The sequence below is a fragment of the Hwangdonia seohaensis genome (genome assembly GCF_031932625.1).
In the GTDB taxonomy this organism is placed as follows: Bacteria; Bacteroidota; Bacteroidia; order Flavobacteriales; family Flavobacteriaceae; genus Hwangdonia; species Hwangdonia seohaensis.
In genome coordinates, this window is sequence record NZ_JAVSCK010000003.1 from 755,971 (window position 1) to 781,084 (window position 25,114).

Below are 25,114 nucleotides of genomic sequence, written 5' to 3' on the forward strand. Positions count from 1 at the left end.
ACAAAAGATGAAAAATATAAAACTCTTATACAGCTTAATATTACTTTTTACATTGGGAAGCTGTACGAATTTTGACGATTTTCAAATCGATCCCAATAGAACCACAAAAGGCGACCCTAGTTTGCTTTTAACAGGAATTCAAATCAGTGCATTCAATATTGTATCAACAGATGCCGCCTTTGCAAGTAGGCAAATGGTAAATGTAGAGCACAATAACACGTATCAATTATATGGTTGGCAGCGTAGTGGATTTGGCACGTACAACAATTTAAGACAGGTTTTGAAAATGGAAGAGGAAGCTACATTGGCTGGTAAAACAGCTTACGCGGCCTTGGGTAAATTTTTCAGGTCTTATTTTATTATGGACCTCACCCGAACCTTTGGCGATGTACCGTACAGCGAAGCGCTTAAAGGAAGTACCGATGAGCCCATTTTTACAGCAAAGTACGATAAGCAGGAAGATATTTATATTGGTATTCTTGATGAATTGGACGAAGCAAATTCTATGTTAGCTACTGAAACCGGCACGATTAGCGGCGACCTTATTTACGACGGTGATTTATCAAAATGGCGCAAAGCGATAAACGCATTGAGCTTACGAATTCTGATTACATTGTCTAAAAAAGAAGGCAATTCTAACGTAGGTGTGGTTAGCAGATTTAATGCCATTGTGAATAATCCGAGTCAATATCCCATATTTACATCAAATGATGATAATACTGCATTGCCTTATTATGATTTAGACGGTAACGAATACCCATATTTTAATTCCAATCAAATTAAAACGAATTATTACATGGACGAATCGTTTATAAATCATCTTAAAGACAGAGAAGATCCAAGGCTGTTTGCTTTTGCTCAACGCGAAGAAAATGGTGCAAATCTCCCCGAAGATGATTTTAATGCTTATGGCGGTTTACCCGGAAGCGATTTGGCCTCGGCAAATTCTGCTAGAGTATCTCAAGGCGAAGGCTCACTGATTGCAGAAAGATACTATAACGATCCCGTAAACGAGCCAAGTATTGCCATAGGTTATGCCGAGGTGCAGTTTATATTAGCAGAAGCAGCAGCCAGAGGATGGACCAGCGGAGATGCCAGTGAGCATTACCAAAATGGTATTCGTGCTTCAATGGAATTTTACAATATAGACAGCGCTGCCATTAATATGTACTTATCAAACCCGCAAATAGTTTACAATGCATCGCAAGGCATTGAAATGATAATAACACAGAAATATTTATCATTTTTTATGAACTCAGGTTGGGAAGCATTTTACAACCAAAGAAGAACCGGATTTCCAGAATTTTCTACCGATGGACCGGGCATTCTAAATGACGGCATGATCCCAAAACGATGGATGTATCCAGAAAGTGAAATTCAGTCAAACAGAGAAAACCTTGAAGCCGCCATTAGCAGTCAATATCCTAATGGAGACACTGTAAACGGTGACATGTGGTTACTTAAAAATGAATAAAAAAATAAATACCTAAACAATGAAAAATATTAAATCATTCATCTTATTACTATCCTTGGTTGCAGTTGTTTCTTGTAGCAGCGACGATAGTATTACAGATCCCGTATATGAGTTTATTGCGTTTCAAGCCGAATCGGTAACAATAAACGAATTTGATGCCAGCACATCACCAGAACCCATTGTTATTGATTTATTGGGCTATGAACCCAAAGAAGATATTACCATTAATCTTTCAGTTGTAGAAAACAATGCTACGGAGGGTGTGGATTATACCTTGTCTACCAGAACCTTGTTGATAGAAAAAGGGAATTACACCTCTGAGCCTTTGTTAGTAAGCACTATCGACAATGTAACCGGTAGTTTGGAGGATAGAAGTATCGATATCTATATAGAAAGTACCAGCAACCCTAACCTTAATATCGGGTTGGGATTGGACAGTCCAACAAAAGCATTTATAAGAGTGAACATCGCCGACGATGAGTGTAGCTCAACCACCGATGTTTTTAATACTACAAATGTGCAAAACGAAACGCCGTGGGGCACCTTCCCAGTCGTGGGAAGTGTTAATGGAGACGTCGTGACCTTTCATGGCGATTTAATTGCCTATGGCCCTTTCCCTAATGCAAAAGTTGATATTACCTTAACGCCGGTGGCACAAGGTGCTACAAAGGGGAGCGCAACCTTCGATCAACAAGTTGCCGGAACCGATAACGATGGGTATGTTTATGCCTTTAGTCAAGTTGGAGAAGGTACTTACGATGTGTGCTCAGGAACAGTTAGCGTCGAGTACGATGTGGTTTACGAGTCAGGAGGTGACTGGGTGTATTGGTACACCATCACCAATAAATTTAAGCTTCCATAAGAATTGAGTTTTTTAAATAGTGTTATGTTTTGGGGAAGAAGATTGTTAGTTTTTCTTCTTCCCCTTTTTTGTTTGCTCATTGCACAACACTCATAAAGTAGAGATGAATTCATTTTTCAATCAGTTTAAAGAAATAAAAAAATGTATTACTTAGGTCTGGACGTCGGAAATTCAACAATAAAAGTTGCATTAACCAACGGGCATTCAGGCGAAAAAGTAAATACGTTTCAAGTGCCTATAAATGAAATAAAATCATTTCAAAGTGAAGGGACTGGTTCTGATTATGAAAGTTTTTGGCTCTTGGTTTGTTCGGCAATTAAGAATTTGATAACCGATTCAAAAATTGATGCGAAAAAGATTTCAGGGATTGGAATTTCCTATCAAATGCAAGAACTGGCTCTTATAAATGCAGACCCTCAACAAACAAAAGAAACGGTAACTTTTAAAAATTTATCGGTTTCGGATTTGAAGTGGTTATCGGAAAATGACCGAAATAAATATAATCAAATTGATAAATTTATTTTGCTTGGAGATTTTATAACGTTTAAATTAACCCATACTATTTCTACCACAAAAGACGGACTTTCAGAACTGGGTTTATGGCATTGTGAAACCGATGCGTTGGATGAAGATGCCTTGCACCGTTATCAGATTAAAAAAAGCATGATACCCACAATAGTCGAAAATTTTAGAAACCAAGGGCTAGTTACCCCGGATGCTTCCCAAGACACAGGCATACCGGTTGGAACGCCCATACTGTTCAGGGCAGCACATCAAGCGAGTACGGCACTGGCCACAAATATTTTTAACCCCGGCGAAGTAGCCATATCAACACAATCGCCAACACGAATTTATGCCTTAACCAATTCGTCTAACCCGAATCAAAATATAAGTATTGGCTATAATGTACCAATCGGGAAATCGGTAGTTTTCAAAGGCGGTTATTTGCAGTACGAGTGGTTAAAAAAACAATTTAAGGAAAGCTCTTATGACATCATGGATCGCAAAGCCTCCGAAATTCCAATTGGGGCAGAAGGCGTTAACGTTTTTCCTTTTGGAAATGGTGCTGAATGCATGTTGAAAAATGCAAATATTGGCACCATTATTAAAGGTGTAAATTTAAAAAATCATTCAAAAGGACACGTATTTCGAGCAACTTTAGAAGGGATTGCATTTGCTATGGTTTATGCCATGGAAAATTTAAAAACCAACGGAATTGAGGTACATACCATTAACGCGGTAAACGATATGTTATTTCAATCAGAGGTATTTGTAAATACCTTAACTTCGTTAGTCGAGTTGAAAATTGAAACTTATAACACCGATTTGGCAGTTAATGCTGCTCGAGCTTGTTGTTTGCACCTTGGTGATTTTAAACAATACCAAGACATCATTTATAAAAATGATCATGCCCAAACCTTTGAGTTGTTAAAAAACAGAGAACCCTATATAGAAGCCTATCAACATTGGAAAAACGAATTGGAAATTATTTTAAAAAATCATTTATGAGTCGATACATACTATTATTATTTACTGTTCTTGTTTGTTCATCTTGCCATAACACGCAAAATGAAAAGAAGGAAAAAGAAGATACAACACCAAAACCTACAGCGCTTAAAGTAATGACCTTTAATATTTGGCAAGAAGGCACCATGGTAGCCAATGGATTAGATAAAATAAGAGACATTATTTTGTCCACCGATCCAGATATTGTAAGCTTTACCGAAGTTAGAAATTACAATGATGAAGACTGGACGGCAAAAATTTTAAAAAAACTAAAAGATAAAGGCGTTGATTATTTTGGCAAGTTTGCCGGTGGCGATGTGTCGTTAATAAGTAAATATCCCATTACGGCATCCAAAGTTGTTTATAATGGTGAAGGCTCTGTGGTAAAGTACGATATAAAACTAAATTCCGGAACTATTGTAGTGGCAGCAGCGCATTTAGATTATACGGGTTACGCCTGTTATTTACCTCGCGGATACTATGGCGGTACTCCAAATTGGAATCTTATTAAAGATGAAAATGGCAACAAATCACCAGTTACCAATGTTGATGAAATTTTAGCTTATAACAAAAAATCGACACGGGACGAACAAATCGCGGCATTCTTAAATTCAGTAAAAAGCGAAACAAATCCTGTCATTTTAATGGGCGATTTCAACGAACCGTCACATTTAGATTGGACCGAAAAAGCCGCAAATCGTTTTGACCATAATGGTGTGGTTATTAACTGGCCAAGTACTTATACACTTTTTCTAAAAGGATTTATCGATGCTTATAGAAATTTTCACCCAAACGAACTTACCCATCCGGGAATCACTTGGCCATCATTAGTACACGGCAAAGATTCAACAAGTTGGACACCACTTTCGGATGAACGCGACAGAATTGATTTTATTTTCTATAAGGGCCATAATATAAAAACCACATCGGCAGCTATGGTGGGGCCAAAAGCATCCTATGCCTATAATGAATTGGTATCAACGTACACCTCCGAAGAAAATTTTGTTGCAGATACTTTGGAATGGCCCTCAGACCATAAAGCGGTCATGGTTACCTTAATGTTTGAATAAAGACCAAAAAATTAAAAATAAATGATAATGTTGAATGCGAATGGGTGTAAAAAACGAAATATGAAAAGCCACTTTCTTATTATATACTTATTTTTAATTGCAGTATCGGCAAGTGCAAAAACATCGACAATTGAACAAAAAATGCCTGCACTCAAAATACAGAGAACAATTATTAAGGCAGAAAAATTTGGGGTTATTCCAAACACCTCAAAGGATATGGCACCATTTCTTAATGATTTGATTAAAGAGGCTTCTAAATATGCGAATGTAACCATCGAGTTTCAAAAGGGCAGATACGACGTTTGGCCAGAGCATTCACCAAAACGCGACTATTTTATATCGAACACTTCAAGTGAAATTGAATGCCCTTCCAAAACTAAAACCATAGCGTTGTTATTGGAAGGTTTTGAGAATATCACTATTGAGGGCAATGGGGCACTTTTTATAATCCATGAGAAGATGACCAATTTTGCTTTTGTGAATTGTAACGGCGTAAAAATGCAAAACATCAGTTTTGACTATAAGCGAGCTACCATGTCTGAGCTGAAACTCGAATCGGTATCGAGCAATAGCATTACCGCAAGTGTCAATTCAGGCTCTAATTTTTTAATTACAAATAATGGTCATATTGAATTTTACGGTGATAATTGGAAGCTTAAAAACCATCACACCATTGCCGTAAATCCAGAGCTTTCCGCTTGGTATTATAGCGATTTTGGTCCTCTATTAAAAAGCCAAGCAAAACATGTCGCTCCTGATAAAGTGGTTTTTGACGGCGATTTTTCTAACACCAATTACAAACAGGGACAGGTACTAACTGTACGTGACCCGATTAGGGATCAAGTGGGTGGTTTTATTGGATATAGCAAGAATATTGGATTAAAAAATGTCAATATGCATTATATGCATGGCATGGGGATTGTAAGCCAGTTTTCAGAAAATATTACATATGATGGCGTTAAGGTTCAGCCTCGAAAAGAAACAGGTAGGATTATTGCGGCGTTTGCTGATAGTTTTCATTTTTCGGGTTGTAAAGGGCAGATTACTATTAAAAACTGTACGACTTCCGGTGCCCATGACGACGCTGTAAATATTCATGGAACTCATTTAAAAGTTATGGAAAAAGTAGCTAACAATAAAATTAATTTAAAGTTTATGCATCATCAAACTTATGGTTTTGATGCTTTTTTTAAAGGCGATACTTTAAGTTTTATAAAACCTAAAAGTTTACAAAATTACGGTAACGGAATTGTAAAGACGGTATCAAAAATAAGTGACCGAATGGTGCAAATAACCTTGGATAATGATTTGCCTGAAGGTTTTAAAATTGGCGATGTGGTTGAAAATATAACATGGACACCATCAGTATTAATTAAAAATAATTATTTTTCAGGAACAAACACGCGAGGCGTATTATTGACGACAAGAAGAAAAAGCATCATAGAGGATAATGTTTTTTACAGAACGGGAATGCATGCCATTTTAATAGCGAATGATGCTTCTAGTTGGTACGAATCGGGTGTTGTACGAGATGTTACCATTAAGGGAAATCAATTTATAGAATGTGGTTATAATCAGGTTCCGAACAATTATATTATTAATATTTGGCCAGAAAATCATGAAGAAGTCCCCAACTATTTTGTTCATGAAAATATAGTTGTGGAAAACAACCTGTTTAAGGTGTTTGATACTCCTATTCTAAAGGCAAAAAGCACAAAAGGATTGGTGTTCAAAAATAACCAAATTGTGTCTTCAGACATTTTTAGTCGTCTAAAAGGCAATAAGCCTTCATTTTATTTTCAACAGTGTCAAGATGTATTTGTAGAATTGAATAAAACAAACCTTGGTACATTTGATTCGATAGAAACAAAAAATATGTTGAATAGTGACATATCAATAAAAAATACGAAGTAGCACCAAACTAATTTTAAACAGGTAAATGAAAAAATTAATAAAACTATCAATAAGCACCTATCTCATTTTAATAACGGTATCTTCCTTTGCTCAGGAAAACAATGCGTTAGAACTTTGGTATAACGAGCCAGCGAGCAATTGGATGACCGAGGCATTGCCCATAGGAAATGGTTACGTGGGTGCCATGTTTTTTGGAGGGATACACGAAGAACATATTCAATTTTCTGAAGGAATGCTTTGGTCTGGTGGCCCCGATTCCAATCCGGATTACAATATTGGCATCAGAAAAAATGCCCATAGTTTTTTGCCAGAAGTTAGAAAACTTTTAAAACAAGGAAAATCGGATGAGGCAGATAGAATTACAAAGTCCGAATTTACAGGAATCATTAATACAGGAAAACAATACAATGCTGATTTTGGCGACTACGGCGCCCAACAAACCATGGGCGATATCTATGTGAAAGTTGGGCAATCGGGAGAAGTTTCAAACTATAAGCGAAGCCTTGATATTAGTAAAGCGTTGGGGGAAGTTGAATATAATATTGGTAATAAAAATTACCGGCGCACTTATTTTGGAAATTATCCCAGCAAGGTTATGGTCTATCGTTTTGAAAGCTCGGTTAAAACCGATTACGAAATTCGCTTTAAGAGTCCGCATACAAAAATCATTCAAAATTTTAACGATGGGGTGTATGCCTTTGAAGGGAAAGTTGCCGATAACGGAATGCCATTCGAAACCAAAATAGCCTTAAAATTATCCGACGGAAAAATAACGTATAAAGATGGCGTCATTTATATAAAGGACGCTAAAGATGTTGTACTGTTAAATACATCTTCTACGGCTTATACCTTAACCTATCCCACCTATAAAGGGAACGATTATAAAGCTGATAACGAAAAAGTATTGCAAGAATTGGCAAGTAAATCTTTTGATGATTTAAAAAGAGAACATGTTCAAGATTATTCAAATTTATTCAATCGTGTTAGTTTAAATTTGGGACAAAGTACTCAGGTTGCTGTCCCCACAAATGAAAGATTGCAGGCTTATTTTAACGGTTCGGAAGACGCTGGCTTAGAAAGTCTATACTTTCAATACGCACGTTATTTAATGATTTCGGCAAGTCGCCCAAGCAGTATGTCTATGCATTTGCAAGGTAAATGGAATAACTCCACAAATCCGCCTTGGGCAGCCGATTACCACAGCAACATCAATTTAGAAATGATTTATTGGCCGGCAGAATTAACCAATCTGTCAGAATGCCACGTGCCATTTTTGGATTATATTGAAAGTTTGGTTGAACCCGGTAAACTTACAGCTAAAGAATTTTTCAATACCCGAGGATGGATGACAAATACCATGACCAATGCCTATGGTTACACATCGCCAGGGTGGGGCATTCCTTGGGGGTTCTTTCCCGGTGGTGCTGCATGGTTTTCCCAACACCTTTGGGATCATTATGATTTTACACAAGACGAAGAGTTTTTAAGAAAACAGGCTTACCCCGTAATGAAAGAAGCCGCATGGTTTTGGATCGATTATCTTACGAAGGACGAAAACGGTAAATTGGTTTCGATGCCATCGTATTCACCCGAGCATGGAGGCATTTCAAAGGGTGCTTCAATGGATCATCAAATCGCTTGGGACATACTGAACAACTGTATAAAAGCCGCTGAGGTTTTAGAAATTGATGATGCATTCACAACAAAAGCAATACAAACCAGAGATGCTATTTTGCCGCCTCAAATTGGGTCTTGGGGACAACTACAGGAATGGGCCGAAGATGTTGATGACCCCAACAATAAGCACCGCCACATTTCACATTTATTTGCACTGCATCCCGGAAATCAAATATCAACCACCCACACGCCCAAATTGGCCGAAGCAGCGAGAATAACCTTAAATGCCCGAGGTGATAGCGGTACGGGTTGGTCGCGAGCGTGGAAACTTAACTTTTGGGCACGTTTAAATGATGGCAATCGAGCGCATAAAATGCTGAAAAACTTATTAAAGCCGGTGTCCAGCACCAATGTTGAAATGTCCACATCCGGTGGAACGTATGCCAATTTACTATGTGCGCACCCGCCATTTCAACTCGATGGAAATATGGGCGGTGCCGCAGGAATGGTGGAAATGTTGCTGCAGTCGCAATCGGGAATTATCGAATTGCTGCCCGCATTACCCGATGCATGGCAAAATGGAGAGGTAAAAGGATTAAAGGCCCGTGGGGGTTTTGAGGTAGATATCCTCTGGAAAGACGGTCGCGTTACAAAAGCTACAATTAAGGGCAAGCCCAATCAATCATCTAAACTTAAAGTAAATAATAAAACCATAGCGTTTCAATTAAATGCCGATGGTGTTTACGGATTTTCAGATAGAAACTAGAACAATAAACCACAAAGAATATGAAATTTAAATACTGCATTTTATTATCGTTAAGCATAGCATTTTCGTTCACCGAAATCAAAGCTCAAAACAAAGTACTTATTTTAGGAATCGACGGTTGCCGACCCGATGCTTTGTTGGCTGCCAAAACACCTCATTTAGATAATTTGTGGAAAAACGGAGCCTATTCATTTAAAGCAAAAACCGATGACTTAAGTTGGAGCGGTGTTTGTTGGACCGGTATGCTTACGGGGGTTTGGAAGGATAAACATAAAGTAATGGGCAACCAATATTTAAATCCGAACATTGCAGAATACCCTCATTTTTTTAACTTGGCAAAACAGCAACAACCGGATTTACGTACCTATTCCATAGCCAACTGGTCACCAGTTCATAAAATTCTTCAAGACAATGATGCCACGGTTGTAAAACATAAACTAACCGATGGATTGGTTACCAGAAGTGTCGTAAAAACACTTAAAAAAGAAGATGTTGATGTGATGTTTGTCCATTTGGATAATGTAGATCATGCGGGTCATAAATATGGGTATGCGATTGACAATTCGAAATATATTGAGTCTATTGAAAAAACCGATAAAAAAATAGGTAGAATAGTCAAAGCACTTCAAAAACGAAAAAATTATGATAACGAAAACTGGCTTATTTTAGTGTCAACCGATCATGGTGGAAGTGGCACAAATCACGGAAAGGCCATTCCGGAGCACACTACCATATTTTATATAGCATCGGGAAAAGATGTTGAGAAAGGGGAAATTAAAAAACAGGTTTATGTCATTGATGTGGCGGTAACGGCCCTTAAACATTTAAACATTGATTTAATGGAAGCATGGAATTTGGACGGCAGCGTTTCTGGGTTGAAACAGTAATTCTTATATTTAAATAGTTTAATAAAAAAGACATGTTGCATATAAAAACTAAATTTCAATTTTTAACTGGACTCTTGTTTTTATTAACTTTTGTTTCCTGTAATTTGGGAAAAAATGGTGCAGCTGTCTCCAATTCTATATTTATTTCACCACAAGGGAATGATGCCAATAAGGGCTCAAAAGATAACCCTTTTAAAACTTTGGATAAGGCTAAAGATGTCATCAGAAAATCAAATGGTAAAAAAAACACTGTTTATTTGCGAGCGGGCACTTACAATCTATCGACTTCTTTTATCTTAGAAAAAGAAGATTCCGGAAGTAAAGAATCTCCTGTGGTTTATAAAGCTTACGAAAACGAAAAGGTTTCTATTTCTGGGGGTATTCAATTACCACTATCTCAAATAAAAGACATAAAGGACCCTACCATAATAAAAAGGTTGCTACCGCACATAGCGCAAAACGTAGTTGTTATTGACCTAAAAGAACTTAACATCAGCCAGTACGGGGAATTCGGACCACGAGGATTTAACCGACCATATATTGCTGCTCCCAACGAATTGATTATAAATGGAAAAGCACTTGATATTGCCCGATGGCCAAATAAAGGAGAAGAAGCCATTCCAATTGGTGAAATACTTTTTAAAGGATCTATTCCCAGAAATGGAGACTACACCAACAAAGGGGCGGTATTTAAATGGAATACTTCAAGGCCTAAAAGGTGGCTAAATGCTCAAGATGTTTACATAACGGGATTATTTAATTATGGATATGCGGGTGATGCCATTAAATTAAAAGAAATTAATCAGGAAGACGAAACCTTTACTACATTACAACCGCACTTATATGGTTTTGAAAATAAACACCCATGGAACAATTGGGTAGCTTTGAATGTGTTGGAAGAAATAGATGTGCCCGGGGAATATTTTATCGATAAAAAAAATGAGAAAGTCTATTTTTATCCACCAAAAGAACAGCCATTATCTACCATCCAACTTTCGGTAATAGAGCAACCATTGGTGCAATTAATTAATGCTTCACACATTATTTTGGACGGCATTACATTTGAGTGTTCTCGTGGCATGGGGGTTTATATTGAAGGCGGTAATAGTTGTTTGATAACCAATAGCGTTTTTAAAAATTTAGGTTTGGTAGCTATCAATATTGGCATGGGAGTCGAGCCGGATACAAAAATGCAGCATGAATTTACGGGCAAACCCATTTCAGGAGCTATTGGTAGTTTGTATTCCCATTTGTACAAAAACCCTACCTTCAACAGAAATGCTGGTACAAATCATGGCATTACAAATTGTGAAATTTTAAATATGGGTGCCGGTGGTATTATATTGGGAGGCGGGAACCGCATTACACTCGAACCTGGAAATAATTATGTAAAAAACTGCCAAATTTATAATTTTAACAGGCTCGATAAAACCTATAAATCGGGAATAAATATTGACGGCGTTGGAAATAAAATACAAAATTGTATAATCCGTGATGCGCCGGGTACGGCCATATATTTACATGGCAATGATCATATTATAGAGTACAATGAAGTGCATCATGTAATGATGGACGGGGACGATCAAGGCGCCTATTATTTAGGTAGAGACCCAAGCGAATTTAACAATATTGTCCGTTACAATTATTTTCACCACATCGGTATTTCACCAACTGCACATTCCACTTTTTGCCTGTATTACGATGATGGTTCTTGTGGCAATCAAGCTTATGGCAATGTGTTTTATAAAGCTGGTAACCACTCTACGATTATTATTGGAGGCGGAAAGTATAATAAAATATTTAATAATGTATTTATAGATTGCAATCGGGGCATTCAAACTGGCGATAGGTTAAAGCATTGGTCCAAGGCATTGCTGGACAAGGGCGGTTTGTTCGAAGAACGTTTAAACCTAGTTAAATACAATCAAGGGATATACGCTAAAAAGTATCCCGAATTGGCAAATTATTGGGAGGATTCACCTGCCGACCCATCCAATGCTATTTACAACAATGTGTTTGTTCATACTAAAGAACTCATTAATAAAAGATTTGAAAAAACAAGTTTCTCCAACAATTGGGAAACCGATGCGGACCCTGGGTTTGTAGATATGAAAAACCAACAATTTGGATTTAAAAAGGATGCTAAAGTTTTTGATACAATTCCCGATTTTAAAAATATACCTTTTGAAAAAATGGGACTTTATCACAAGCTCTGAATGAAAAGAGTTGCATGAATTATGAATCGAATAACATGAAAATCACAATATCAACCAATCCGAAGTTTAACGGAGAATCTTTTAAGGAGCCTAGTTTTTTAAGAATTATTTTGAAAGTTTAACAACATTAAATAAAGTAATATTAACACGACAATAACTCAATATGAATAGAATAACCAAAAAACATATTAACGTTTTAATTACATTTTTTATATCCATCGTAATGACTAATCTTAATAGCAATGCACAAAGTAAAGTTGAAATAAACTCCGACTGGAAATTTAGACAGACCAATATTGGCGAATGGCTTTCGGCTACTGTTCCGGGTACGGTTCACACCGATTTGTTACATAATAAAATTATTGAAGACCCTTATTATCGCACCAATGAAAAGGATTTGCAATGGATTGATAAGGTTAACTGGGAGTACAAAACCACTTTTAATCTAAACCAATCCGTGTTAAGCAAAGAAAATATAGAAATCATCTTCAATGGTTTGGATACCTATGCCGATGTTTACTTAAACGATTCAAAAATTCTATCGGCAGATAATATGTTTAGAACCTGGAAAATCGATGCTAAACCATGGCTTAAAAGCGGTGAAAACGAATTGCATATTGTTTTTCAATCGCCAATTAACAAAGGATTGGAACTTTACGAAAAATTCGGATTGCCACTACCGGCCAATAACGATCAATCTGAAAATGGAGGATTAGGTGAAAACAGAGTGAGTGTGCACACCAGAAAAGCGGGCTATCACTACGGTTGGGATTGGGGCCCACGATTTGCCACTTCTGGGATATGGAGACCCATTGAAATCAATGCGTGGAACACCGCGCAAATAGATAATAGTTATATCGTAACACAAAACATAAAAAACAATACTGCTCAAATAGCAGCAACGGCAACCATCAATTCATCAACCGGTGGTAATTACAAACTAATCACAAAATTAGATGGTAAAAAAGTAGCTGAAAATAGCGCTTTACTTGATAAGGGCATACAAGAAATAAAATCCAATTTCAAGATTAAAAACCCAAAATTATGGTGGCCAGTGGGCTTGGGCGATGCACATTTATATACCGTAACGCAAGAACTCTATTTAAACAACACCTTAATTGATACAAAAGAAACCAAAACTGGAGTTAGAACCGCTAAACTAATTCAAAAAGAAGATGCCGATAAAAGCGGACGAAGTTTCTATTTTGAAGTGAATGGCATTCCTGTTTTTGGTAAAGGCGCCAATTATATTCCAAACGATCTTTTCTTGCCAAGGGTAACTTTAGAAGATTACAAAACCGTTATAAATTCGGCAGTTGAAGCCAATATGAATATGCTTCGCATTTGGGGCGGTGGTATTTATGAAAACGATGAGTTTTATGAATTATGTGATGAAAAAGGCATTATGGTTTGGCAAGATTTTATGTTTGCATGCAGCATGTATCCCGATACGCCAGAACTGCAGGAAAGCATAAAGCAAGAAGCCATTGATAATGTACAGCGATTAAGAAATCACCCGTCCATTGTTTTGTGGTGTGGTAATAATGAAATTGAAGTGGCTTGGTCTGAATACGACCATTCCCGTGGTTGGGGCGGTTGGCGAAAATCGTACCCAAGAGCACAACAAAACAAGATTTGGGCTGCTTACGAAACCATTTTTCACGATATTCTTCCAAAAGTCGTTGCTTCTGAAACTGAAGCCATAGATTATTGGAAGTCATCGCCTTCGGCAGGCCCGGAACAGGTGGCGACTTATAATACAACTTCCGGAGACATTCATTATTGGGGCGTTTGGCATGGGCTGCATCCTTTTTCCGATTTCAATAACCACGTAGGGCGCTTTATGAGCGAGTACGGATTTCAGTCGTTTCCTGAATTTTCAACGGTAAAAAAATATACCATTCCTTCAGATTGGGACATCGAATCGGAAGTTATGGCAGCACATCAGCGTAGTGGTATTGGCAATTTACGCATTAAGCAATATATGGAAAGCCATTACAAAACACCAAAAGATTTTGAGTCCTTTTTATATGTAAGTCAGCTGTTACAGGCTAAAGCCATAAAGGAAGCCCTTGAAGTCCACAGAAGGCGCATGCCATACTGTATGGGGTCTTTATATTGGCAGTTAAACGATTGTTGGCCGGTAGCGAGTTGGTCGAGTATGGATTACTATAAAAATTGGAAAGCGCAACAATATATGGCGAAAAAAGCTTTTGAACCCATTCACGTTTCTCCAAAAATATCCGATAGTAAAGTGGAATTTTATGTGGTATCCGATAAGTTAAAAAGCCAAAAAGCCGTATTGAAAATAACTGCAATGGATTTTAATGGAAACATTATAAGTTCAACAAAAAATAATATTAACATTCAGCCCAATACCAGTACTATGTATCACACCGCTGAAATGGCCTCATTGATAAATGAATACGAAAAGCAAGACCTTGTGGTGCTTTCTGAAGTAATAATTAAAAATAAAATAGTGTCGGAAAACATCACCTATTTTGCCGAACCTAAAGATTTAAAACTTTTAAAACCGGAAATAATTAAAACATTCAGTATTTCTAAAGACGGAAAAACACATCTTACTTTGAGTTCGAAAACATTGGTGAAAGATGTCTTTATAACGGTAAGTGGCACGTCTTTAAAGTTATCGGATAATTATTTCGACCTCATACCAAATACTAAAAAAGAAATAGAAATTGGAAACCAATCGATAGATATAACTGCCGTGGAGATTACAACATTGTTCGATTCCTATAGCAATTAGAAAAATAAATTAAATATGAAGATGAAAAAAATCATGCTTTTCAGGTATGTGTTTATAACTATTTTAACCATGGGTTTATTTGTGTCTTGTGAAGAAAACGCAACACCCAAAAACATATTACCAGAAACCATAACCATTAAAGGCGATAAGTTTGTTGATGAAGGGGGAAGAGAAATTATTCTTAATGGAATAAACATCGTCAGTAAGAATAAGGAAGAAGGCTATATTTTTCAAAGTGGTCCGGAGTTGTATGAAAACTTAAAGAAATGGGGTGTTAATTGCATTCGGTTCATCATAATTTGGGATGGCTTAGAGCCCGAACCCGGTGTTTACAACGAAGCCTATCTAAAAGAAATTGATAAACGGATCCAATGGGCAGAACAAAACAATATTTTTGTGGTGCTGGATATGCACCAAGATCTTTTCAGTGTAAAATATAGCGATGGCGCTCCGGAATGGGCCACTTTAGATGAAGGCAAACCACATACGGAAGGTGCCATTTGGAGCGATGCCTATATGCTAAGTGAAGCCGTTCAAACCGCATTTGATAATTTTTGGCAAAACAAACCAGCCTCAGACGGTATTGGAATTCAAGACCGTTATGCCGCCCTTTGGCAGCACATTGCCAAACGGTATGCCGATAACAGCACGGTAATTGGTTACGACATTATGAATGAGCCTTTTCCGGGTTCATCCGGAGTGCAATCTACTATGGTTTTGCTTTCGGCCTACGGGCAACTGCACTATAAATTAACAGGTGAAGTACTCACCGAAAAGCAATTGGGAGACATGTGGAGCGATGAAAAAGGTAGAATGGAGGCTTTAAAAATCCTATCGAACAGGGAAAATTATCATTTTGTGTTTAGCCAATTGTTTGAGCTTAACCGACAATTTGAGGTTAATCACTTGCAGAACATGTATCAAAAGGTAAGTGCGGCAATACGGGAAGTCGATACAAAACACATCCTGTTTTTAGAGCACAGTTACTATAGCAATACAGGTGTGGCAAGTAGTATTGAAAGAACAACCTTGGCTGATGGCGAGCCCGATCCCTTGGTGGCGTATGCGCCACATGGTTATGATTTGGTAACCGATACCGATGCCGTGGCAAACGCCTCTAACGAGCGGGTGGCTTATATTTACGATCAAATAAAAAGTAAGGGTGAACAACTGAAAATGCCCGTGTGGCTTGGTGAGTGGGGCGCGTTTTACGGCAATTCGGAAAGTGTGATTCCTGCGGCAAAAAACGCCATTTCGCTTATTGAAAAGCACCTTTTTGGAAATGCGTATTGGTCCTATGACCCCGGAACTGGAAATTTGCGATATTTTAATGAGGTTTTGGTGCGATCTTATCCGGTTGCCGTTAACGGTACATTACTTAATTATAAAAACAATTTCGATGAAAAATCCTTTGAAATGCATTGGGAAGAAGATGTAAACAATCAAAATTCCACAATAATTTTTGTGCCCCAGCTTTCAAAATTATCGCAAACATCAAAAGAGCAAATTCCAAATTTGGATATAAAAACAATACCTAATGGCGATTCGGGATGGCTTCTCGTTCCGCCATTGGAAAACCCTTCACAACGAACCATCAATATTCAGTTTGATTGATGTAGCGTAACTAGATTAACTTTTGCTATTACGGGTTAAACGAATTTATGCTTTTCTAAAAAGTCAAAAAAAGCTGCTAAATAAAAAAGCCATTTTGCAATTGCAAAATGGCTTTAAAATAAAAACTATTTTTAGTTTAAGACTTTGTAGCCTTAACTGTAATTTTTAATTCAATATCATCATTGATAAATTTATCGCCTAAATCGTCAAAAAATGATTTTGAGCCATATTTTACATTCCATTTAGAACGATCAATGGTAAAGGTTTCACTCGTTAAAGTTACCGCACCATCAGTGTTTGTAACCGTTACAGGAAATGTAACATTGTTTTTGGTGTCTTTAAGGGTTAAGTTTCCAGATAACATTGTTTTTCCTTCAACTTCATTTAAACCTGTAATTTCAAAAGCGGCGCTCGGGTGTTTTTCAACATGAAAAAAATCATCACTTTTTAGATGGCCGGTAAGTTTTCCGTGGTTCTTATCATCTTTCGGCATATCCAAAACTTCAATAGAGTTCATATCGATTAAAAACGTTCCGCTGTTAATTTGTCCGTCTTTTAGGTTAAGCACACCGTTTTCTATACTTATAGTTCCGAAGTGTGTTCCTGTTGGCTTAAATCCTTTCCACTCAATTGTAGATTCAGAAACGTTAGCCGTATATTTTTCAGCTGTAGCTTCGGTTGTTGCTACGGCTTCGGCTTCTTTTGTGTCGGCCTCTTTGGCTTTGTTTTTACAACTATTTAAACTTACAACCAATGTTGCGATAGTAAATATTGCAGCAATACTTTTTTTCATGTTATTTCGATTTTAGTGTTAATTTGCGAAATTAATCAAATTATTGCTCTTTTTTGTGAAAAAAATATTAAAATATTTTAATGACATTTTGACATTTTCACAATAATGGCAGTACTTTTGCCAACTCAAATTAGCATGTACATAAATTTTAAATACAATGTCGAAAAAAGATAAGAAAAATATAGAAAGCGAACAAACAGAAAACGTACATACCGAAACTGTTGATGTAGAAGAAACGATTGAAGAACAAACTGTTGAAGAAAAACTTCAAGACGAAATAAAACAAGAAAAAGATAAGTTTTTGCGCTTATTCGCGGAATTTGAAAACTACAAAAGAAGAACCTCTAAAGAGCGTATTGACTTGTTTTCAACAGCCAGCGAAGATGTGATGCTAAGCTTATTGCCGATACTTGATGATTTTGAGCGCGCTTTAACGCACATTGAGGAGGATAAAGAAGCTGAAGAACTGCGCAAGGGCGTATTGTTAATATACCAAAAACTGGTGAACACATTAGAGCAAAAAGGCCTAAAGGCTATGGTGATTAAAAAAGGTGACGATTTTAATGCCGACAATCATGAAGCCATTACGCAAATAGCAGCACCAACCAACGATTTAAAAGGAAAAATTATTGATGTTGTTGAGAAAGGCTATAAACTGGGAGAAAAAATAATTCGTTTTCCTAAAGTTGTAATTGGGCAATAAATAATATTAATTTAAAAAAGTTTTTTCTTTAAGAAAGAATTTAAAAAAAAATATGGCTAAAAGAGACTATTACGAAATATTAGGAGTTAGCAAAAGCGCAAGTACTGCCGAAATTAAAAAGGCATACCGTAAAAAAGCGATAGAATTTCACCCCGATAAAAATCCAGATGATAAAGGAGCCGAGGCAAAATTTAAAGAAGCAGCCGAAGCTTACGAGGTATTAAGTAACGCCGATAAAAAAGCACGTTACGACCAATTTGGGCATCAGGCCTTCGAGAATGGCGGTGGCGGATTTAACGGCGGCGGCATGAATATGGAAGATATATTCAGTCAGTTTGGTGATATATTCGGCGGTGGTTTTGGCGGCGGATTTTCCGGTTTTGGCGGTGGCGGTGGCCAGCGTAGGGTAAAAGGCAGCAACCTTCGTATTCGTGTAAAACTAACACTTGAGGAAATTGCCAACGGCGTTGAGAAAAAAATAAAGGTTAAACGTAAAGTACAAGCTCCGGGAACCACTTATAAAACCTGTCCTACCTGTAATGGTAGCGGGCAAGTTACCCGTATTACAAACACCATTTTAGGGCGTATGCAAACCTCTGCACCGTGTAATGTTTGTGGTGGTGCAGGACAAACTTTGGATAAAAAACCTGCCGATGCCGATGCACAAGGCTTAAAGGTTGCCGAAGAAACCGTATCAATAAAAATACCCGCTGGTGTTGTAGATGGCATGCAGCTTAAAGTATCCGGAAAAGGAAACGATGCACCAGGAAATGGAATTTCTGGCGATTTATTGGTGGCCATCGAAGAGGAAAACCACGCTACTTTACAACGCGAAGGCGATAACTTGCATTACGATTTATATGTGAGTTATCCGGATGCCGTATTAGGCACTTCAAAAGAAATTGATACCGTTACCGGAAAAGTGCGCATTAAGGTTGAAGCTGGTGTGCAATCGGGTAAAATTTTACGCTTACGCGGAAAAGGTATCCCAAGTATTAATGGTTACGGCAAAGGCGATCTCTTGGTACATGTAAACGTTTGGACCCCTAAAACATTAAACAAACAGCAAAAAGAATTTTTTGAAAGCATGAGAGATGACGAGCATTTTTCACCTAAACCAGAAAGTTCGGATAAATCATTTTTTGAAAAGGTAAAAGATATGTTTTCCTAGTTATTGGAAAATATAAAGTTCTCTTGTAGTTTTAGCTTTAATTGCAAAAAAAAACCTATATTTGAACTATCACTAATTAATTTTAGTGATAATTTTTCTTTTTCATAGCAATTTTTTTCCCATCCTTAATTTTTTTAAGGGTGGGTTTTGTTTTTAGTGAGGTTCCGTATTTTAAAATCGCAAAGCGATGAATAAAATATAGTAAACCGAACTAATCCTGATGCATATCGGGATCTCATGATCCATTTTTTTCACCCGATTTAAAAAAGTTTAACCATCTTCTCTCAGTTACTCTGTAACATTTAATATATTTACCAGACTTATTTTAAACACTAAAAATTTTTAAATGAATAATCTGTTAGTGGCTCATTCGGTCTCTAAGAATTTTGGCGATTTTAAAGCTTTAAACAACGTTTCCATTGAAGTACCCAAAGGCAGTATTTTTGGTTTGCTGGGGCCAAATGGCGCGGGAAAAACAACGCTCATCCGAATTATAAACCAAATAACCATGCCAGATACCGGTACGGTACATTTAGATGGCGAATTGCTAAATCAACAGCATATAAGGGATATAGGCTATTTGCCGGAAGAGCGCGGTTTGTACAAATCGATGAAAGTAGGCGAGCAGGCCCTGTATTTGGCACAATTAAAAGGCTTGAGTAAAGCCGAGGCTAAAACCCGATTAAAATATTGGTTTGAACGTTTGGAAATTGGTGATTGGTGGAATAAAAAAATCCAAGAACTATCAAAAGGCATGGCGCAAAAAATACAGTTTGTGATAACCGTTTTGCACGAACCGAAACTGTTGATTTTCGATGAACCCTTTTCGGGCTTCGACCCCATAAACGCCAACTTAATTAAAGACGAAATTTTGCGCTTACGCGAAAATGGTGCCACCATTATTTTTTCAACACACCGTATGGAATCTGTTGAGGAGTTGTGCGATGATATTGCACTGTTGCATCAGTCAAATAAAATATTGGATGGTAAATTGATTGATGTTAAGCGTCAATACAAAACCAACACCTACGAGGTTGGTGTTAAAACCGCAGACAACAGCAGTTTACAACAAGAATTATCCGAAAAATTCAGGGTTTCAAAAGCTAATTTTAAAACTTTGGATGATGAGCTGAAACTGAATGTTAAGCTTAACAACGGCGAAAAACCAAACGATTTTTTATCCTATTTAACCACAAAGGGAGAAGTGTCCCATTTTGTTGAATTAATCCCAAGTGTTAACGATATATTTATTCAAACCGTACAGAATAATTAATCGAAAAAGAATGCTTTGGGATTTTGTCTCAGAGTTGCCGTTAAAATTTTCATTCCCGAGAAGACGGGAATCTAAAATACAGAATTTTTAGAATTAAAAATTATTTATTTAATGAATCATTTACCACTTATAATAAAGCGCGAATATTTAACGAAAGTTAAAAATAAATCATTTATAATTATGACTATTTTAAGTCCTATTATTATGATAGCGCTTATCTCGGTTGTTGCCTATTTGTCGCAGTTAAACAATAACAAAACCCGTATTATTTCTGTTTTAGATGAATCTGAAATGCTGAAAGATGTATTTAAAAACACAGAAAATACGACCTATCATATTTTAGAAAACATGTCTTTAACCGATGCTAAAACCATCGTTAAGGAAACCTCTAATTACGGTTTGTTGCATATTGAAAAGTTTGATGATTTTGATGTGCTTTCAGAGCATATTAAATTTTATTCGGAAGAATCGCCATCGTTGTCGTTAATTTCTGGGTTAGAATCGAAAATCGAAAAAAAACTGACCAATTTAAAACTTCAGCAAAAAGGGGTAGATATTGAAATGATTAAGGCCTCAAAAATAAACGTGAATTTGGCGCAAGAAAGTTTTGAAGGTGAAAAAACATCTAAAATAGATAGTGTGGTTAAACTCATTTTTGGTGGGCTTGCGGGCTATTTATTATTCATGTTTATCATCATTTATGGCAATATGATCATGCGTAGCGTTATTGAAGAGAAAACCAGCCGAATTATTGAGGTTATCATTTCATCTGTAAAACCAGTGCAACTCATGCTTGGTAAAATTATTGGCACATCGTTGGCAGGTATCACGCAGTTTGTAATTTGGTTGATTTTGGGCGGTGTTTTAATGGCTATCGTATCTGCTATTTTTGGAATAGATATGGTACAATCGCCACAACAAGACATGATGCAGCAAGCCATGGAAAACCCGGAAGTAAATATGAAAGTTCAAGATGTTTTAACGGCATTTTATAATTTGCCAATTATAAATTTAATTGTGGCGTTCATCTTGTTTTTTATTAGCGGCTATTTATTGTACAGTTCGCTATACGCCGCTATTGGAGCTGCCGTAGATAACGAAACCGATACCCAACAGTTTATGTTGCCTATTTTAATGCCATTAATATTGGCGGTTTATATTGGTATTTTTACGGTTATTGAAGACCCTCACGGAACGGTTTCAACGGTGTTTTCGTTTATACCATTTACCTCCCCCGTGGTTATGTTAATGCGTATTCCTTTTGGCGTGCCTTTATGGCAGCAGTTGGTATCTTTATTGCTGTTAATTGCTACCTTTATGTTTACCGTTTGGTTTGCGGCAAAAATTTATAGGGTTGGGATTTTAATGTATGGCAAAAAACCAAGTTATAAAGAATTAATAAAATGGATTAGGTATTAAATGCAAGATAACGTAAAAGATAAAATAGAAGACGAGGTAGAATCGTTAGGTGATGCCATTACCGAAAGCACGGTGTGGGAGAAATTCGTAGAGTTTCTTGAATTTAGAATTATAAATTTCACGTATGGCACCGGGGAAAATGCATACGATGTGGTACTGAGAGTGAAGTATATTTTGCTCGTAATTATAGTGATTGTGGCAACCACGTATATATTACGATGGATAAAAAACTTGGTTACCAAAAACATGCCCAAGGAAGATAAAGCAAAATTTACCACTGTTTTTTCTTTTGCAAGATGGGTAATTTATCTTATAGTAGTTTTAATAATTTTCGACTCAATAGGTATTAAGGTTACGGCAATTTTTGCGGCTTCTGCGGCCTTGTTAATAGGTGTTGGTTTAGCGTTGCAAACCTTATTTCAAGATATTATTTCGGGCATTTTCATACTCGTAGACCAGTCCGTTCACGTTGGAGATATTATAGAACTTGAAGGGAAGGTTGGGCGCGTTGAGGAAATTAAACTACGTACAACACGTGCTGTAACCATTGATAATAAAGTCCTTATTATTCCAAATCACCTTTACTTGACAAACAGTCTTTATAATTGGACACAAAATGATATATCAACCAGAGAATCGGTTAGTATTGGTGTGGCCTACGGTAGCGATGTACAGCTGGTAAAAAAATTATTGATTCAAGCCGCCAGTACACATCCAGATGTAATAAGCGAACCAGAACCAACCGTTTTGTTCACTGATTTTGGAGATAGCTCATTAAATTTCAAGCTAGTTTTTACTATTAACGATAGCTTTAAGGCACAGTATCCTAAAAGTGATATTCGATTTGAAATAGACAGATTATTCAGGGAAAACAATATCAGCATTCCTTTTCCGCAGCGCGATATACATATTGTTCAAAAGAAAGAATAGACTAATTTAAAAATACAAATATTAAACATGATTAAGCAAAAATTGAGAAATGTATATGTGTTGTTTCTAATTTTTGCATGTCCATTTTTAAATGCCCAACTCACAGATTTGGCACGATTGGAATACTCTTTTATTCCCAAAAACAAATCAGAGGACCAATACACCAGATTACGGGCACTTGTGAATTATCCCATTGAAACCAAAAACAAATCCTATTTAATATTGGGCGCAGAGTATAATCGCGTTATTCTAAATCTTGAAGATAATTACCCTTTTGATACCGCGGGTTTAAATGTGATTCATATTATAGATTTGAATATTGGCTATACTTTTAAATGGAACGAATCATGGCGTGTTGGCGCAAAATTTAATCCTAGAATTGCTTCAACCTTAACCAAAAGTCTGGTATCCGATGATTATTTTATGAATGGTGGGCTATATTTTATAAATGATAGAACAAAGGACGAAAGTTTAAAACGCCCATATCGATTAATTTTAGGACTAACCTATAACGCCACAACCGGGATACCGTTCCCTTTACCATTTGTAAGCTATTACAGGGAAATTAGCGAAAAATGGAGTTTTAATGCTGGCGTGCCCAAATCCAATTTAAAATATACCTTTAACGAAAAAAATAATTTACAGGCCTTTATAGGTTTGGACGGATATATGGCTCATTTGCAGGAGCCATCTATTGTAAACGGTAAAAATGTAGATCATATTTCACTATCTGTCGCAATTGGCGGATTTGGGTACGAATATTGCTTTACTAAACATTTTGTCGCTTATGTGTACACCGGCTATACATTCAGATTAAATAATGTATTACGAAATGAAAATAGAAAAGAAGTTTATAAATTGAGCGACGTAAACACGTTTTATTTAAGAACAGGATTAAAATTTAAAATATAATTATGTCTAAAATATTAATAATAGAAGACGAAGCAGCCATCAGAAGGGTTTTGGTTAAAATTCTTTCTGAAGAAAGCGATACCTATCAAGTTGAAGAGGCCGAGGACGGATTAAGTGGCATTGAAAAAATAAAAAACGACGATTTCGACTTGGTGTTATGCGATATAAAAATGCCAAAAATGGATGGTGTTGAAGTATTGGAAGCTGTTAAAAAAATAAAACCGGAAACCCCAATGGTTATGATTTCTGGCCACGGCGATTTAGATACCGCAGTAAACACGATGCGTTTAGGAGCTTTCGATTACATATCGAAACCACCAGATTTAAACCGATTGTTAAATACGGTTAGAAATGCATTGGACAGAAAAGAGCTTGTGGTTGAAAACAAACTGCTTAAAAAGAAAGTGGGCAAGAATTTCCAAATGATAGGCGAGAGCAAACCCATTTCCAACATAAAAGCTATTATTGAAAAAGTAGCCCCAACCGATGCCCGTGTGCTTATTACAGGACCAAACGGAACCGGAAAAGAGCTCGTTGCACATTGGTTGCATCAAAAAAGTGAGCGCTCAAAAGGCCCGATGATTGAGGTAAATTGTGCAGCCATACCAAGCGAACTTATTGAAAGCGAATTGTTTGGTCACGTAAAAGGCGCCTTTACCAGTGCCAATAAAGACCGCGCCGGAAAATTTGAAGCGGCCAATGGTGGTACTATTTTTTTAGATGAAATAGGGGATATGAGTTTGTCGGCGCAAGCAAAAGTATTGCGTGCCTTACAAGAAAGCCGCATCCAACGAGTTGGTAGCGATAAAGACATAAAAGTTAATGTGCGCGTAGTAGCGGCAACCAATAAGGATTTAAAAAAGGAAATTGAAGAAGGTAAATTCCGTGAAGATTTGTACCACCGATTGGCGGTTATTTTAATACAAGTCCCAGCCTTAAATGATAGGCGCGACGATATTCCTTTGCTTATCGATTATTTTTCCGATAAGATTGCCGGCGAACAAGGCACCGTTAAAAAAGCATTTTCAGATAAAGCCGTTAAGTTGTTACAGGATTACGACTGGACTGGTAATATTCGAGAACTTCGTAACGTAGTTGAACGCTTAATTATTTTAGGCGGAACTGAAGTTAGTGAAAGTGATGTAAAGATGTTTGCGAGCAAATAGAACAATTTATAAATAAGACCTGTCAAGTTTTTTTAAACCTGACAGGTTTATTAA

The 25,114-nt window shown here is 36.9% G+C and carries 18 protein-coding genes; 17 read left to right on the forward strand and 1 reads right to left on the reverse strand.

The genetic code is table 11. The features are described 5' to 3' along the window. Positions 1-7: 7 nt before the first annotated feature. The 10 genes from RNZ47_RS12320 (at position 8) to RNZ47_RS12365 (ending at position 16,693) form a co-directional block, all read left to right on the forward strand. Complete coding sequence (locus tag RNZ47_RS12320) at positions 8-1,474, forward strand: SusD/RagB family nutrient-binding outer membrane lipoprotein (RefSeq protein WP_311940424.1); 1,467 nt, start codon at positions 8-10, stop codon at positions 1,472-1,474. A 19-nt stretch (positions 1,475-1,493) separates the two neighbouring features. Next, positions 1,494-2,336, forward strand: a complete 843-nt coding sequence (locus RNZ47_RS12325) for a hypothetical protein (RefSeq protein WP_311940426.1) — start codon at positions 1,494-1,496, stop codon at positions 2,334-2,336. 141 nt (positions 2,337-2,477) lie between these two features. Next, the gene (locus tag RNZ47_RS12330) at positions 2,478-3,845 is read left to right on the forward strand and encodes a xylulokinase (RefSeq protein WP_311940428.1); all 1,368 of its coding nucleotides are present in this window, start codon (positions 2,478-2,480) and stop codon (positions 3,843-3,845) included. Continuing rightward, positions 3,842-4,912, forward strand: coding sequence for an endonuclease/exonuclease/phosphatase family protein (locus RNZ47_RS12335; RefSeq protein ID WP_311940431.1), 1,071 nt, complete (start codon positions 3,842-3,844; stop codon positions 4,910-4,912). The genes RNZ47_RS12330 and RNZ47_RS12335 overlap by 4 nt, the downstream gene beginning before the upstream one ends. A gap of 141 nt (positions 4,913-5,053) precedes the next feature. Then, positions 5,054-6,826: an alpha-1,3-galactosidase-related protein gene (locus RNZ47_RS12340; RefSeq protein ID WP_311940433.1), complete on the forward strand. Its 1,773-nt coding sequence runs from the start codon at positions 5,054-5,056 to the stop codon at positions 6,824-6,826. Between the two features lie 25 nt (positions 6,827-6,851). After that, positions 6,852-9,209, forward strand: coding sequence for a glycoside hydrolase family 95 protein (locus RNZ47_RS12345; RefSeq protein ID WP_311940435.1), 2,358 nt, complete (start codon positions 6,852-6,854; stop codon positions 9,207-9,209). A gap of 20 nt (positions 9,210-9,229) precedes the next feature. Further along, complete coding sequence (locus RNZ47_RS12350; RefSeq protein WP_311940437.1) at positions 9,230-10,096, forward strand: alkaline phosphatase family protein; 867 nt, start codon at positions 9,230-9,232, stop codon at positions 10,094-10,096. 32 nt (positions 10,097-10,128) lie between these two features. Then, a complete protein-coding gene (locus RNZ47_RS12355; protein ID WP_311940439.1) occupies positions 10,129-12,312 on the forward strand; it encodes a right-handed parallel beta-helix repeat-containing protein in 2,184 nt (727 codons plus the stop codon). A gap of 223 nt (positions 12,313-12,535) precedes the next feature. Beyond that, complete coding sequence (locus RNZ47_RS12360) at positions 12,536-15,079, forward strand: beta-mannosidase (RefSeq protein ID WP_311940441.1); 2,544 nt, start codon at positions 12,536-12,538, stop codon at positions 15,077-15,079. A gap of 15 nt (positions 15,080-15,094) precedes the next feature. Then, positions 15,095-16,693, forward strand: coding sequence for a cellulase family glycosylhydrolase (locus tag RNZ47_RS12365; protein WP_311940443.1), 1,599 nt, complete (start codon positions 15,095-15,097; stop codon positions 16,691-16,693). Positions 16,694-16,829: 136 nt separating this feature from the next. On the opposite strand, the gene RNZ47_RS12370 is transcribed toward RNZ47_RS12365, so the two are convergent. Next, on the reverse strand, positions 16,830-17,486 hold the full coding sequence (locus tag RNZ47_RS12370) for a YceI family protein (RefSeq protein ID WP_311940445.1): 657 nt from the start codon (positions 17,484-17,486) through the stop codon (positions 16,830-16,832). 157 nt (positions 17,487-17,643) lie between these two features. Here RNZ47_RS12370 and RNZ47_RS12375 point away from each other — a divergent pair, with 157 nt between their 5' ends. From RNZ47_RS12375 to RNZ47_RS12405, 7 genes are all read left to right on the forward strand, one after another. Then, positions 17,644-18,189, forward strand: a complete 546-nt coding sequence (locus RNZ47_RS12375; RefSeq protein ID WP_311940447.1) for a nucleotide exchange factor GrpE — start codon at positions 17,644-17,646, stop codon at positions 18,187-18,189. A gap of 52 nt (positions 18,190-18,241) precedes the next feature. Further along, complete coding sequence (gene dnaJ, locus RNZ47_RS12380; protein ID WP_311940449.1) at positions 18,242-19,360, forward strand: molecular chaperone DnaJ; 1,119 nt, start codon at positions 18,242-18,244, stop codon at positions 19,358-19,360. Positions 19,361-19,706: 346 nt separating this feature from the next. Beyond that, complete coding sequence (locus RNZ47_RS12385) at positions 19,707-20,633, forward strand: ABC transporter ATP-binding protein (RefSeq protein WP_311940451.1); 927 nt, start codon at positions 19,707-19,709, stop codon at positions 20,631-20,633. Between the two features lie 111 nt (positions 20,634-20,744). Then, positions 20,745-22,052, forward strand: a complete 1,308-nt coding sequence (locus tag RNZ47_RS12390) for an ABC transporter permease (RefSeq protein WP_311940453.1) — start codon at positions 20,745-20,747, stop codon at positions 22,050-22,052. After that, positions 22,053-22,982: a mechanosensitive ion channel family protein gene (locus RNZ47_RS12395; protein WP_311940455.1), complete on the forward strand. Its 930-nt coding sequence runs from the start codon at positions 22,053-22,055 to the stop codon at positions 22,980-22,982. It begins immediately after the preceding gene. A 27-nt stretch (positions 22,983-23,009) separates the two neighbouring features. After that, complete coding sequence (locus RNZ47_RS12400; RefSeq protein ID WP_311940457.1) at positions 23,010-23,894, forward strand: DUF6268 family outer membrane beta-barrel protein; 885 nt, start codon at positions 23,010-23,012, stop codon at positions 23,892-23,894. Positions 23,895-23,896: 2 nt separating this feature from the next. After that, on the forward strand, positions 23,897-25,060 hold the full coding sequence (locus RNZ47_RS12405; RefSeq protein ID WP_311940460.1) for a sigma-54-dependent transcriptional regulator: 1,164 nt from the start codon (positions 23,897-23,899) through the stop codon (positions 25,058-25,060). Positions 25,061-25,114: the final 54 nt, after the last annotated feature.

Coding starts and splice junctions, on each gene's coding strand:
- RNZ47_RS12320 (WP_311940424.1), top strand. CDS start 8: ATGAAAAATATAAAACTCTTATACAGCTTAATATTACTTTTTACATTG.
- RNZ47_RS12325 (WP_311940426.1), top strand. CDS start 1,494: ATGAAAAATATTAAATCATTCATCTTATTACTATCCTTGGTTGCAGTT.
- RNZ47_RS12330 (WP_311940428.1), top strand. CDS start 2,478: ATGTATTACTTAGGTCTGGACGTCGGAAATTCAACAATAAAAGTTGCA.
- RNZ47_RS12335 (WP_311940431.1), top strand. CDS start 3,842: ATGAGTCGATACATACTATTATTATTTACTGTTCTTGTTTGTTCATCT.
- RNZ47_RS12340 (WP_311940433.1), top strand. CDS start 5,054: ATGCCTGCACTCAAAATACAGAGAACAATTATTAAGGCAGAAAAATTT.
- RNZ47_RS12345 (WP_311940435.1), top strand. CDS start 6,852: ATGAAAAAATTAATAAAACTATCAATAAGCACCTATCTCATTTTAATA.
- RNZ47_RS12350 (WP_311940437.1), top strand. CDS start 9,230: ATGAAATTTAAATACTGCATTTTATTATCGTTAAGCATAGCATTTTCG.
- RNZ47_RS12355 (WP_311940439.1), top strand. CDS start 10,129: ATGTTGCATATAAAAACTAAATTTCAATTTTTAACTGGACTCTTGTTT.
- RNZ47_RS12360 (WP_311940441.1), top strand. CDS start 12,536: ATGACTAATCTTAATAGCAATGCACAAAGTAAAGTTGAAATAAACTCC.
- RNZ47_RS12365 (WP_311940443.1), top strand. CDS start 15,095: ATGAAGATGAAAAAAATCATGCTTTTCAGGTATGTGTTTATAACTATT.
- RNZ47_RS12370 (WP_311940445.1), bottom strand. CDS start 17,486: ATGAAAAAAAGTATTGCTGCAATATTTACTATCGCAACATTGGTTGTA.
- RNZ47_RS12375 (WP_311940447.1), top strand. CDS start 17,644: ATGTCGAAAAAAGATAAGAAAAATATAGAAAGCGAACAAACAGAAAAC.
- dnaJ (WP_311940449.1), top strand. CDS start 18,242: ATGGCTAAAAGAGACTATTACGAAATATTAGGAGTTAGCAAAAGCGCA.
- RNZ47_RS12385 (WP_311940451.1), top strand. CDS start 19,707: ATGAATAATCTGTTAGTGGCTCATTCGGTCTCTAAGAATTTTGGCGAT.
- RNZ47_RS12390 (WP_311940453.1), top strand. CDS start 20,745: ATGAATCATTTACCACTTATAATAAAGCGCGAATATTTAACGAAAGTT.
- RNZ47_RS12395 (WP_311940455.1), top strand. CDS start 22,053: ATGCAAGATAACGTAAAAGATAAAATAGAAGACGAGGTAGAATCGTTA.
- RNZ47_RS12400 (WP_311940457.1), top strand. CDS start 23,010: ATGATTAAGCAAAAATTGAGAAATGTATATGTGTTGTTTCTAATTTTT.
- RNZ47_RS12405 (WP_311940460.1), top strand. CDS start 23,897: ATGTCTAAAATATTAATAATAGAAGACGAAGCAGCCATCAGAAGGGTT.